General features: G+C 65.8%; 8 protein-coding genes and 1 pseudogene. 3 read left to right on the forward strand and 6 right to left on the reverse strand.

Translation table 11 applies throughout. The features are described from left to right. Window positions 1–8: 8 nt before the first annotated feature. The 3 genes from fdhF to ACNJX8_RS27635 are packed head-to-tail and all read left to right on the forward strand — an operon-like array spanning window position 9 to window position 3,937. Complete coding sequence (fdhF, locus tag ACNJX8_RS27625; protein WP_439357412.1) at window positions 9–2,882, forward strand: formate dehydrogenase subunit alpha; 2,874 nt, start codon at window positions 9–11, stop codon at window positions 2,880–2,882. 4 nt (window positions 2,883–2,886) lie between these two features. Next, a complete protein-coding gene (fdhD, locus tag ACNJX8_RS27630) occupies window positions 2,887–3,714 on the forward strand; it encodes a formate dehydrogenase accessory sulfurtransferase FdhD (RefSeq protein WP_439357414.1) in 828 nt (275 codons plus the stop codon). After that, the gene (locus ACNJX8_RS27635; protein ID WP_439357415.1) at window positions 3,704–3,937 is read left to right on the forward strand and encodes a formate dehydrogenase subunit delta; all 234 of its coding nucleotides are present in this window, start codon (window positions 3,704–3,706) and stop codon (window positions 3,935–3,937) included. Before fdhD ends, ACNJX8_RS27635 begins: the two co-directional genes overlap by 11 nt. Here the strand turns inward: ACNJX8_RS27635 and ACNJX8_RS27640 are convergent. The 6 genes and pseudogenes from ACNJX8_RS27640 to ACNJX8_RS27665 form a co-directional block, all read right to left on the reverse strand. Continuing rightward, window positions 3,912–6,884 carry a bifunctional [glutamine synthetase] adenylyltransferase/[glutamine synthetase]-adenylyl-L-tyrosine phosphorylase gene (locus tag ACNJX8_RS27640; protein ID WP_439357416.1) on the reverse strand — a complete coding sequence of 991 codons (2,973 nt, stop codon included), beginning with the start codon at window positions 6,882–6,884 and terminating at the stop codon, window positions 3,912–3,914. The genes ACNJX8_RS27635 and ACNJX8_RS27640 overlap by 26 nt on opposite strands. Next, window positions 6,881–8,341 (reverse strand): sensor histidine kinase, encoded by a 1,461-nt coding sequence (locus tag ACNJX8_RS27645; RefSeq protein WP_128946281.1) that lies wholly within the window; start codon window positions 8,339–8,341, stop codon window positions 6,881–6,883. The genes ACNJX8_RS27640 and ACNJX8_RS27645 overlap by 4 nt, the downstream gene beginning before the upstream one ends. Continuing rightward, window positions 8,325–9,005, reverse strand: coding sequence for a response regulator transcription factor (locus tag ACNJX8_RS27650; RefSeq protein ID WP_091891039.1), 681 nt, complete (start codon window positions 9,003–9,005; stop codon window positions 8,325–8,327). Before ACNJX8_RS27650 ends, ACNJX8_RS27645 begins: the two co-directional genes overlap by 17 nt. 284 nt (window positions 9,006–9,289) lie before the next feature. Then, entirely contained in the window at window positions 9,290–10,867 is a 1,578-nt protein-coding gene (locus ACNJX8_RS27655; RefSeq protein ID WP_128939080.1) for a Do family serine endopeptidase, read from the reverse strand. A 221-nt stretch (window positions 10,868–11,088) separates the two neighbouring features. After that, a pseudogene (locus ACNJX8_RS27660) lies at window positions 11,089–12,431 on the reverse strand (methyl-accepting chemotaxis protein). Between the two features lie 114 nt (window positions 12,432–12,545). Further along, complete coding sequence (locus ACNJX8_RS27665) at window positions 12,546–13,028, reverse strand: cytochrome c-type biogenesis protein (protein WP_439357419.1); 483 nt, start codon at window positions 13,026–13,028, stop codon at window positions 12,546–12,548.

The raw sequence follows: 13,028 nt of genomic DNA on the forward strand, positions 1-13,028 counted from the left end.
GAACGACAATGTCTCTGATCGAAGAAATCGACTTCGGCACGCCGCGTTCGAAATCGGAAACGATGGTGACACTGACCATCGACGGCAACCAGGTCACGGTGCCCGAGGGCACCTCGATCATGCGCGCCGCGATGGACGCGGGCCACCAGATTCCCAAACTCTGCGCCACCGACATGGTCGACGCGTTCGGCTCCTGCCGTCTCTGCCTGGTCGAGATCGAGGGGCGGGCCGGCACGCCGGCCTCCTGCACCACGCCCGTGATGAACGGCCTCGTCGTGCACACCCAGACCGAGCGGCTGAAGCAGCTGCGCAAGGGCGTGATGGAGCTCTACATCTCCGACCATCCGCTCGACTGCCTCACCTGCGGCGCCAACGGCGATTGCGAGTTGCAGGACATGGCCGGCGCCGTCGGCCTGCGCGACGTGCGCTACGGCTATGAGGGCGAGAACCACGTCTTCGCCAAGACGGATGGCTGCACCAACGACCACTGGATGCCGAAGGACGAGTCCAACCCCTATTTCACCTACGATCCTTCCAAGTGCATCGTCTGCTCGCGCTGCGTCCGCGCCTGCGAGGAGGTGCAAGGCACCTTCGCGCTGACGATCTCGGGTCGCGGCTTCGACAGCCGCGTCTCGCCGGGCATGAGCGAGAGCTTCCTCGGCTCCGAATGCGTCTCCTGCGGCGCCTGCGTGCAAGCCTGCCCGACCGCGACGCTGACCGAGAAGTCGGTGATCGAGATCGGCCAGCCCGAGCACTCCGTCGTCACCACCTGCGCCTATTGCGGCGTCGGCTGCGCCTTCAAGGCCGAGATGCGCGGCGAGGAAGTCGTACGCATGGTGCCGTACAAGGACGGCAAGGCCAATCGCGGCCATTCCTGCGTCAAGGGCCGCTTCGCCTGGGGTTACACCAACCACAAGGAGCGCATCCTTAAACCCATGATCCGCGAGCGGATCGAGGGTCCCTGGCGCGAAGTGTCGTGGGACGAGGCATTCTCGTTCGCCGCCGCGAAGATGCGCGGCATCCAGAAGAAGTACGGCCGCGACGCTATCGGCGGCATTACTTCTTCGCGCTGCACCAACGAGGAAACCTATCTGGTGCAGAAGCTGATCCGCGCCGGCTTCGGCAACAACAATGTCGATACCTGCGCCCGCGTCTGTCACTCCCCGACCGGCTACGGCCTCGCCACCACCTTCGGCACCTCCGCCGGCACGCAAGACTTCGACTCCGTGGAAGACACCGATGTCGTGCTCATCATCGGCGCCAACCCCGCCTCGGCCCATCCGGTGTTCGCCTCGCGGCTGAAGAAGCGGCTGCGCCAGGGCGCCAAGCTGATCGTGATCGATCCGCGCCGCACCGAGATGGTGGAATCGCCGCATGTGAAGGCGCTGCACCTGCCCTTGATGCCAGGCACCAACGTCGCCGTCATGACCGCGCTGGCGCATGTCATCGTCAGCGAAGGCCTCGTCAATGAAGCCTTCGTGCGCGAGCGCTGCGACTGGAGCGAGTTCGAGGAATGGGCCGCCTTCGTCGCGCAGCCCAAGAACAGCCCGGAGGCGACCGCGATCCTCACCGGTGTCGATCCCAAGGCGCTGCGCGAGGCTGCCCGCATCTACGCCACTGGCGGCAACGGCGCGATCTATTACGGGCTCGGGGTCACCGAGCACAGCCAGGGCTCGACCACCGTGATCGCGATCGCCAACCTCGCGATGGCGACAGGCAATATTGGCCGTCCCGGCGTCGGCGTGAACCCGCTGCGCGGCCAGAACAACGTGCAAGGCTCCTGCGACATGGGCTCGTTCCCGCACGAGCTGCCCGGTTACCGCCACATCTCCGGCGATGCCGTGCGCGGCCAGTTCGAGGCGCTGTGGAACGTCAAGCTCAACCCGGAGCCGGGCCTGCGCATCCCCAACATGTTCGATGCCGCAGTCGAAGGCACGTTCATGGGAATCTACGTGCAGGGCGAGGACATCCTCCAGTCCGATCCCAATACCTCGCACGTGGTGGCGGCACTGTCGGCGATGGAATGCGTCATCGTCCATGATCTCTTCCTGAATGAGACCGCGAACTACGCGCACGTCTTCCTGCCCGGCTCGAGCTTCCTGGAGAAGGACGGCACCTTCACCAACGCCGAGCGCCGCATCCAGCGCGTGCGCAAGGTGATGACCCCGAAGAACGGCTTGGCCGATTGGGAGGTCACCATCGGCCTTGCCAGGGCGATGGGTTTCGAGATGAGCTACAGCCATCCCTCCGAGATCATGGACGAGATCGCGGCGCTGACCCCGACCTTCGCCGGTGTCTCCTACGCGAAGCTCGACGAGCTCGGTTCGGTGCAGTGGCCCTGCAACGAGAAGGCGCCGGAGGGCACGCCGGTGATGCATATCGATGGCTTCGTCCGCGGCAAGGGCAAGTTCGTCGTCACCGAATATGTCGCGACCGACGAGCGCACCGGCCCGCGCTATCCGCTGCTGCTCACCACGGGCCGCATCCTCAGCCAGTACAATGTCGGCGCGCAGACCCGGCGCACCGACAACGTGGTCTGGCATGCCGAGGATCGCCTCGAGATCCATCCGCACGATGCCGAGCAGCGCGGCGTGCGCGACGGCGACTGGGTACGGCTGAAGAGCCGCGCCGGCGAGACCACGCTGCGCGCCGAGATCACCGACCGCGTCGCACCGGGCGTCGTCTACACCACGTTCCACCACCCGGACACGCAGGCCAACGTCATCACCACCGACTATTCGGACTGGGCCACCAACTGTCCCGAATACAAGGTCACGGCGGTGCAGGTCTCGCCCTCGAACGGCCCGTCGGACTGGCAGAAGGCTTATGACGCGCAGGCGCGGCAATCCCGCCGCATCGTGCCGGCCGAGGCTGCGGAGTAGCGGGATGCACGTGCCGGTCCAGGCCATCGACCGCAACAGCTGGCGCGACGGTGCCGCGTCCGACGGCGCGCGGCTGATCCCGGAGGAGACGCCGCTGGCGTTGACCTACAACGGCGGCACCTACGCCGTCATGATGGGGACGCCGCAGAATCTGGAAGATTTTGCGGTCGGCTTCAGCGTGAGCGAAGGCATCGTCGGATCGGTCGACGACATTCGCTCGCTCGAAGTGGTCCGCCTCGACGACGGCATTGAGCTGCGCATGTGGCTGGCCTCGGAAGATGCTGCGCGCATCAGCGAGCGTCGGCGCCACATCGCAGGCCCGACCGGCTGCGGCATCTGCGGCATCGAGTCCATTGCCGAGGCGGTGCGGCCGGCGGCCGTGGTGCCGCAGGGGCAGAGCTTCACGCCGGACGAAATCATGGCGGCGATGCAGGCCATCGCGCCGTTGCAATCGATCAATCTGCAAACCCGCGCCGTTCACGCCGCCGCGTTCTGGTCCGCCGCCGGGGGCATCGTCGCGCTGCGCGAGGATGTCGGCCGCCACAACGCGCTGGACAAGCTCGCCGGGGCGCTAGCGCGCAGCCGCACGGATGCGTGCGGCGGCATGGTGCTGCTGACGAGCCGCGTCTCGGTGGAGATGGTGCAGAAGACGGCCGCGATCGGCGCCCCCGTGATGGTCGCCGTGTCCGCGCCGACCGCGCTCGCGGTACGCACGGCAGAAGCCGCCGGCATCACACTGATTGCCATTGCCCGCCAGGACGGGTTCGAAGTGTTTTCGCATGGTGACCGGGTCGTCGCCCGCCATGCCACGGAGGTTGCCGATGTCGCCTGACCGCTTGATCTACATGGCCAACCAGATCGGCAAGTTCTTCCACAGCCAGGGCCATGACAAGGCCGTGCCTGGCATTGCCGAACACATCAAGAAGTTCTGGGATCCCCGCATGAAGCGCGCGATCTTCGTCCATCTCGATGCGGGTGGAGTGGGGCTCGAGCCAAACGTGCGCGAGGCCCTCACCTCGCTGAAGCAAACTACAACCCTTCCAGCAGCGCCCTGAACACGCGCCGCACCTCGCTCTGCGTTTCCTTCACACGCGCCTCCAGCGACGAGAAGTCCGGCGCGTCGCCAGCGCGCGCCATCACGCGCAGGAGATCGGTGCCGGCGGTTTCCGGCTTGAAGCGCTCGCTGACGCAAAGCCGCAAGATCTGCGTCAGGTCGTGATAGAGCCGCGCCGCGGCACGCAATATCTCGGTCTCCGATTGCGCGAGCACGCCGAGCCTGCATGCATTTTCCAGTACCTGCAGGGTGCTGACGTCGAGGATCTCCGGCTTGTCGTGGGCATGCACGAGCTGGAGGTATTGTGCGATGAAATCGATGTCGACCATGCCGCCGGCGGCATGTTTGAGATCCCAGCAATCGGCCTCGCCCTTCTCCTGGGCAATCGCGCGCCGCATGTCGGCAACGTCGTGGGTGGTGATTGCGGGATCGCGGCGGCGGGTCAGGACGTCGCGAATGACGCGTTCGATCCGTTCGCGGAATTCGGGCGACGCCGACACCACGCGGGCGCGCGTCAGCGCCATGTGCTCCCAGGTCCAGGCCTCGTTGGCCTGGTAGTCCGCGAACGAAGTGAGGCTCGAGGCCACGGGGCCGGCACGCCCCGACGGACGCAGCCGCATGTCGATCTCGTAGAGCACGCCGTAATTGGTGCGCGTCGTGAAGGCGCTGATCAGGCGCTGGGTGAATCGAGCGAAATAGTGGGCCCCCTGGAGCGATTTCGCCCCGTCGGAGTCCGGATTGTCGCTGTCGAAATCGTAGAGCAGGATCAGGTCGAGATCGGAGGAGGCGGTCATCTCCCGGCTGCCGAGCCGGCCCATCGCGATGATCGCGGTCTGCTGATCCCTGATGCGGCCGTGCTGGGCGGCAAAGCGATCGGCGACGAGGCCATGCACGGTGTGGACGATGCCTTCGGCGACGTCGGCAAAAGCGGTGCTCGCTTGCTGCGCCGAGACCGTGCCTGACAGGATGCGCGTGCCGATCAGGAACAGGCTCTCCTGCCCGAACAGGCGCAGGCGATCGAGGAACTCCTCGTATGAGCCCGCGTCCTGCACGGTCGTCGCAAGCCGTCCCGACAATTCCAGCCTGTCGGGCATGGCGCCGAAGAAGCGCGGATCGATCAGACCGTCCATGAGCTGCGGCTGCCGCGCCAGCATCTCGCCGAGCCGGGGCGCCGCGCCCAGCACCAGCGCCACCAGCGCGACGAGCTCACGGTTCTGGCCGAGCAGCGTGATCAGCCGGCCACCTCGTTGGAGCGCCCCCAGGAACTGATCGAACGCCACCACCGCGCGATCCGATTCCTCGGCATGCGCGAGACCGTCGATCAGGGCCGGCACGAATTCGATGAAGGCGCTGCGCGTCGCCTCATTGCGAAACACGCGATAATCGCCGGTGATCCAGTCGCGCACCGTCTGCGCGACGGCGGCCGGCTTCTTGAAGCCGAGCGTCACCAGGTGCTGAAGCAGGCGCGGATCGTCGGGACCAGCACTGTAGTCGAGCATCGGCAGCAGTTTGTCTGTCCCAGTCGGATCGTCGCCCTCGAACAGTTTTTCGTAATGGCCCTGCACGATCTCGAGCTGGCGCAGCAGATCACGGGCAAACGCCTCCCGATCCGGATAGCCGAAGAACCAGGCGAAACGCTCGACGGCTTCCTTGTCCTCGGGCAGCGTATGGGTCTGCTCGTCGGCGATCATCTGGAGACGGTGCTCGACCCGGCGCAGGAATTCGTAAGCCGCGGTAAGCTCGTCGCGCGCCGCAAAGGTGATCCAGTTGCTGGAGGCGAGCACATCGAGCGCTTTGAGTGTCGGCCGCACCCGCAATTCCGGATGGCGGCCGCCGGCGATCAACTGCTGCGTCTGCGCGAAGAACTCGATCTCGCGGATGCCGCCGCGCCCGACCTTGACGTTGTGGCCTTCGACGGCGACCTCGCTCTGGCCGCGATAGGTCTGCATCTGCCGCTTCATGTCGTGCACGTCGGCGAGCGCGGCGAAGTCGAGATGCTTGCGCCAGACAAAGGGCGCGATCTCGGCCAGCAAAGCCTCGCCTGCCTTGGGATCGCCAGCGCAGGCGCGCGCTTTGATCATCGCGGCGCGTTCCCAGGTGCGCCCTTCCCGCTCGTAATAGTTCAGCGCAGCGTCGCGGGAGATTGCCACCTGCGTCGAGGACGGATCTGGCCGCAGGCGCAGATCGACGCGGAACACGTAACCGTCATAGGTGCGCTGCTGGAGGATGCGCGCCATGCCTTGCGTCACGCGGACGAAGAACGGTTGCGGCTCGATATCGGGCGCAAGCGTCGTCGCATCGGGATCGAAGAACACGATGAGATCGATGTCGCTGGAATAGTTCAGCTCGCCCGCGCCCATCTTGCCCATCGCGAGCACGATCAGCCCGCAGCCTTGTTCGGGCGCCTCGGGATCGGGCGGTGAGAGCTTGCCGCGTGCGGCTTCCTGTCGCAGCAGGTATTGGAGCGCCGCCTGGACCGAGAACACCGCGACATCAGTCAGCGCCGCCGTCACCCGCATCACCGGCCAGACGCCGCCGATATCGCATAGCGCGGTCAGCAGCGCTGCCTCCGCCTTCATGCGGCGAAGCAGGCGCATCACCTTGGGCTCATCCGGCGCCGCGAGCACCGCGCCCCTTGCCTCCGCCATCAGCGCCGCCAGATGCACATCCGGATCGCATTCGAGCAACCGGATCAGGCGCAGGGGATCGGCGCGCACCAGATCGAACAGATAGGGCGAGAATTCCGCGATGCCGGTCAAAATATCCCGAGCGAAGGGTTGAACCAGCAGGGATTCGAGACGGGCCGATTGCGCCGGCTCGAGCTCGGCCAGCCAATTCCCAAAACGTCTTTCGTCGGTTGTGGAAGCGGCAACATAGGGAGCCTCCACGAAGCGTGCCGCGAGGCTCTTACCATGCTTGTCCGCGTTTCCCGGCGCGGAGTGGTTCATGCCACCTTCTGTGGCACATCCTGTATTGGCGGAGCAACCCTGTCGCCGGCGTCCGCGCGCGCCGGCAGCACCAGCGTGGCGACGAGACCGGGATGGGCATCGCCCAAGCGCAATTCGCCGCCGTGCAATGTCGCAACCGCCGAGGCGAGGCTGAGGCCGAGGCCGGAGCCGGGCAGCGTGCGGCTGGCCTCCAGCCGCACGAATCGCTCGACGACGTGCTTGCGATCCGCTTCGGGTATCCCCGGACCACGATCGGTGACGCTGAGCAGCACCTGGTCGCCTTCGCGCCTCGCCTCGATCGTGATTTGCCTGGCGTCCATGCTGACCACGGTTCCCGCGGCCTGAGCCGCCGGCTTGCCGTATTTGATCGCGTTCTCGACGAGATTGGCGAGCGCCTGGCTGATCAGTTCGCGATTGGCGTGAACCGGCGTCGGCTCGGCCTTGACCTTCAGGGTCATGCCGTCATCTTCGGCAAGCGGCTCATAGAGCTCATGGATGCCACCCGCGACCTCGGCGGCGTCGAAATCGTCCATGTTGCCGCGCGCCTGCCCGGACTCGGCACGCGCGATCATCAAGAGCGCGTTGAAGGTGCGGATCAGCCCGTCGGACTCCTCGATGGTGCGCTCCAGCGCGGCGCGGTAATCGGCCTCGCAGCCCGATTTCGCCAGGGCTTCCTCAGCGCGGTTGCGCAAGCGCGTCAGCGGCGTCTTGAGGTCGTGTGCGATATTGTCGGAGACTTCCTTCAGCCCCGCCATCAGCGCCTCGATCCGCTCCAGCATAGCGTTGAGGTTTTCGGCGAGGCGGTCGAGCTCGTCGCCGCTGCGCCCAACCGGCAGGCGCTCACTGAGATCGCCGATCATGATGCGATGCGCCGTACCGCTCATCGCGTCGATGCGCGTCAAGACACGTCGCGCTACGAAGATGCCGCCGCCGAGGCCGAGCACCACGACGATCAGGATCGACCATTGCGCGGCCTTGGCGACGATGCCGAACAGCCGCCGCCGCTCGTCGAGGTCGCGGCCGATCAGGAGACGGAAGCCGTTCTCCAATTCGGTGACGCGAACGAGCGCGCGATGATCGCGCTCGTCGGCATCCTCGATCCGCCGATAGGCGGTCTCCGACCAGCCGCGCGTCGCCATCACGCCGGGCGCGAGCGAGCCGACATTGCCGGCGATCGCCTGCCCTGTCGGCGTCGTCACGAGATAGAGGTTGGCGCCCGGCCGCAGCGCCCGATACTCGATCGTGCGCACGAGGATGAACATACCGCGGCGCCCGTAGATCTCGTTGATCTCCGAGGTCTCGGAATTGACCGTCTCCGTGATCTCTTCGGTGATGAGCCGGCGCGTATTCCAGGCGAAATAGCCGAGCAGCGAAGCCGCGAACATCGCGAACAGCAGCAGATAGACCAGCGTCAGCCGGAACGCCGTGGTGCGGACGAGTTTACCGAATGCCGTCACGGATCATGTATCCGGCGCCGCGGATGGTGTGCAGCAGCGGGCGCTCGAAACCCTTATCGATCTTGGAGCGGAGCCGCGAAATGTGCACGTCGATCACGTTGGTCTGCGGATCGAAATGATAGTCCCAGACGTTCTCGAGCAGCATGGTGCGCGTCACCACCTGGCCGGCGTGCTTCATGAGGTATTCGAGCAGGCGGAATTCGCGCGGTTGGAGCGTCAGCTCGTCCTTGCCGCGGGCAACGCGATGGGACAGCCTATCGAGCTCGAGATCGCCGACGCGGTAGAGCGTGTCCTCGGCCGGGCCGCCGCGGCGGCGCGACAGCACCTCGACGCGGGCCAGCAGTTCGGCGAAGGAATAGGGCTTTGGCAGATAATCGTCGCCGCCGGCGCGGAGGCCCTTGATGCGGTCGTCGACCTGCCCCAGCGCGGAGAGAATCAGCACCGGCGTGGTGGTGCCCTTCTCGCGCAGTCCGCCGATCAGCGACAGGCCGTCGCGCTTGGGCAGCATGCGGTCGACCACCAGCACATCGTAATCGCCGTTCTCGGCCATGGCGAGGCCTTCCTCGCCGTCGGCGGCGTGATCGGCAATGTGTCCGACTTCGCGAAACGCCTTCACGAGATAGTCGGCGGATTCGCGGTCGTCTTCGATGATGAGGAGGCGCATCGTGCGTTCGGCGGCGGTCAAGGGTGTGAACCTTCTCTAAACATGGCGCGAGCGGCAATCGCATGCAAGCCGAAGCGGAACGATCTCGGATCGGGAAAAGGCGGGCGGTGAAGCTGGGGGGACTTCACCGCCCTAGGCCTTCCGACGGAGGGGGGCGTAATTCCACCGGAAGGTAGATGAGGGAAGCAAACGTTGCGCTGCTCCCCCGAAGGGCGCCGGCGGCGGGGGCGACTGATGCCGGCGACACCCTTCATCTCGTAGGCCTCCTGAGGCTTCAGCCCTTGTTAGCCCTTGGCGATGGGCACGGCGACGAAGCGCGACTGGCCGCCGCTCTTGACGCGCATCAGGACGCTGTTCTTGTTGTCGGTCCGCGCCGTGTTGATGGCGTCGCGGACTTCGCCGGCGGTGCTCACGCTCTTGCCGCCGACTTCGAGAATCACGTCGCCCTCCTTGAAGCCGCGTTCAGCCGCGGCGCTCTTGGGATCGACTTCGGTGACCACGACGCCTTCCTTGCCGGCACCGGCCACGGAATTGGCGGGCGCAACCGTCATGCCGAGCTTGGGAACGTCGGTGCCGCGGCTCGCACCCTTGCCCTTGTCATTGTCGGTGTCGGCCTTGGCCTCGATCGTGTTCGGCAGCTGGCCGAGGGTGAGGTTTACGACCTTGTCCTGGCCCTTGTGCAGCACGTTGAGCTTCACGGTCGCGCCGGGTGCCATGCCGCCGATGGTGCGGGCGAGCTCGCGGGCGTCCTTGACGGATTCGCCGTTGACCGAGGTGATCACGTCACCGGACTCGATGCCGGCCTTCGCCGCCGGACCGTTCGCCTGCGGCTCCGCCACCAGCGCGCCTTCGGCCTTCTTCATGCCGAGGCTGTCGGCGATGTCAGACGTCACCGGCTGGATCTGCACGCCGATCCAACCGCGGCTGACCGAGCCCTTGTCCTTGAGCTGGGCCACCACGCTCTTGACGGTGTTGGCGGGAATCGAGAACGCGATGCCGACGCTGCCGCCCGAGGGCGAGTAGATCGCGGTGTTGACGCCCATCACCTCACCGTTGGTGTCGAAAGCCGGACCGCCCGAATTGCCCTTGTTCACGGGCGCATCGATCTGGATGAAATCATCATAGGGACCGTTGCCGATGTCACGGCCGCTGGCCGAGACGATGCCCGCGGTCACGGTGCCGCCGAGACCGAAGGGATTGCCGACTGCGAGCACCCAGTCGCCGATCCGCGGCTTGCTATCCGCAAGCTTGGCGAATGGGAAGTTCGAGCTGCCCTCGACCTTGATCAGGGCGAGGTCGGTGCGCTGGTCGGTGCCGATCACCTTGGCGGTATAAGTCTTGCCGTCGTCGGTGGTGACCTCGACCTTGTCGGCGCCGTCGACCACGTGGTTGTTGGTCACGGCATAGCCGTCGGGCGAGATGAAGAAACCGGAGCCCTGGCCCTGCACGACGCGGCCACGGCCGCCCTTCAGGCCCGGGAAACCGTCCGGACCGCCGAAGCGGCGGAAGAAGCGCTCCATCGGCGAGCCCGGCTGGAACGGCGAGGAGGAATCATCGCCGTCATCGTTGCTCGCGGTCTTCTCCTTGATGTTGACCTTCACCGAGATCACCGACGGCTTCACGCGCTCGACGATGTCGGCGAAGCCGATCGGACGCTCGACCTTCCGAACCTCTTGGTTGACCTGCGCATGCGCCGGGCTGGAGAACAGGTCAGCCGGCGAGGTCGACGGGCTGAAGCCATAGACGGCCGCGCCGAGACCGGCGACGACCGAAGCCATCAGCGCGATCTTGCGCGCGGAGAACACCGACCGGCGCGGCTGCCGGTAGGACGGAAGATTCGAGAGGTCGGGACGGTCGGTCATGCAGAGATCTCCAGGGCCTTGAAATTCATTTGGCGCCGGATAGCGGCACCTTACGGTCCTGAACATGGGGGCTCCCGCCTTACCGTGCGCTGGCGGCGGGGTTAAACTTTCGTAATGAAGCGGCGGCGTGGATGCGGCAGTTTAGCGCAGCCCGAAAATCGTGGTTCTACAGGAACTTAATCGAGTTCCCGCGATGAGCGTGGAACCCTGCTTGGACGATTTTAGCTTGCCCTGACACTGACGATGAACTCGTCGACTTCGCGTTTCAAGGTCTCGGCCTGCCGCGACAGATCGACCGCGGAATCGCGCGCCTCGGCGGCCATGCGCCCGGTCTCGGCCGAGGTCGAGGTGATCTGGACGATGTGATTGGAAACGTCGAGCGTGCCGTGCGCGGCATCCTGGGCGCTGCGCGTGATTTCCTGCGTGGCATTGCGCTGCTGGGCGGTGTCGACCTCGATACCGGACATGATCGACGAAATCTCCGACAGCGTCTTGGAGATGCCGTCGATCGCGCCGCGCGTCTGTGCGGTGATGCCCTGGATGCTGGCGACATGCGAGGTGATCTCCTCCGTCGCCTTGCTGGTCTGGTGCGCCAAACTCTTCACCTCGGACGCGACCACCGCAAATCCCTTGCCGGCCTCCCCCGCCCGCGCCGCCTCGATGGTGGCATTGAGCGCCAGCAGATTGGTCTGCGAGGCGATCGCCTGCACGAGCTGCACGACCTCGCCGATCTTGTCGGCCGCATCGGACAGGGTGTGGATGGTGTCGCGGCTCTTCTCGGCCTGGGACGCTGCGCCCTCGGCACGCTGGGTCGCGTCGGTGACGCGGCGACTGATCGTGCCGATCGAATTGGTCATCTCCTCGGCCGAGCCCGCAACGGTCTGGACGCTGGCGCTGGCCTGGCTCGCGGCGCTTGCCACCGCATTGGCCTTGGTGCTGGTGTCGTTGGCGGTCCGCGACAACGTCTCGGCGTTGCTCTTCAGGTGCACAGCCGAGGACGCCACGCTGTCGACGACGCTGGCGACGAGATCGTTGAAGCGCTTGATCCGTGCGTCCAAAAATGTCGACCGCTCGGCCTGGTGCTGCGCCTCATGCAACTGCCGCTCGGTGAGGCGGCGCCGCTCGAGGCCATTGGTCTTGAAGACTTCCAGCGCGCCGGCGAGCAGGCCGATCTCGTTATGCCGCCGAGCCCTGGAACCGGCGTCTCGAATTTCTGATCGGCGACCTCGCGCATGGCATGCACGGTCGCCGCCAAGGGGTTCAGGATGCCGTTGCGCACCGCAAACCAGGTGGTGAGGCAGATCGCGACGGCGACGACCGCGATCACGCCGCAGGCGATCAGGAAATAGGAGAAGGCGGTCTGCGCCTGCTGGTAGATCTGCATCGCATGATCGCGCGCCGGACCGCTCAGCGCGGCGAAGTCCGACGACAGGCTGGTGATCTCGTTGTCGAGGTAGAGCACCGCGACGAATCCGGTGCCGCCGCCGATGCCCAGCAGGAACAATAATGCAGCGACGACAGCGCCGACCAGGAAGCGGATCGTCAGATTGCTATTCGCGAACATCGGGGACTCAGAGTCTGGAATCAAATCTCGCGACAAGTTTCCAGACAAAGGTCAACATAGCATGAAACACGGAGAGGAGACCGGCGGCCTCCGCATCATGGCGCAGCCAGGACGCTAGGAAGATTTGGCATCATCCGACATCAACGCGGCGAGCCGGGCCTCCTCGTCGGGCGAGAGCGGCGGTGCCGGTAGATCTGCACCGCTTCGCGCGCGGCGCCGGATTTGCAACCATAGCGCCAGACCGCCGCCAACCAGCAGAAGCGGCGCGAGCAGCCATAGCAGCATGGTCTGGCGCTCGAAGCGCGGCTTCAGCAGCACGAACTCGCCATAGCGCGCGACCAGGAAGTCGAGCACCTGCGAATTGCTGTCACCGGCGGCGATGCGCTCGCGCACCAGCAGGCGCAAATCGCGCGCGAGCGGCGCGTCGGAATCATCGATCGACTGGTTCTGGCAGACCATGCAACGCAGCTCGCGCGACAAGTCGCGCGCGCGCGCCTCCTTGGCGGGATCCGACATGATCTCGTCAGGCTGCACCGCGTGCGCCGCAGGCCAGGTCAGCAGCATCAGCGCGACGATCACGAACCACATCCGGCGCAT

It is taken from the genome of Bradyrhizobium sp. SPXBL-04, from assembly GCF_051853035.1.
GTDB classification, from domain to species: domain Bacteria; phylum Pseudomonadota; class Alphaproteobacteria; order Rhizobiales; family Xanthobacteraceae; genus Bradyrhizobium; species Bradyrhizobium zhanjiangense.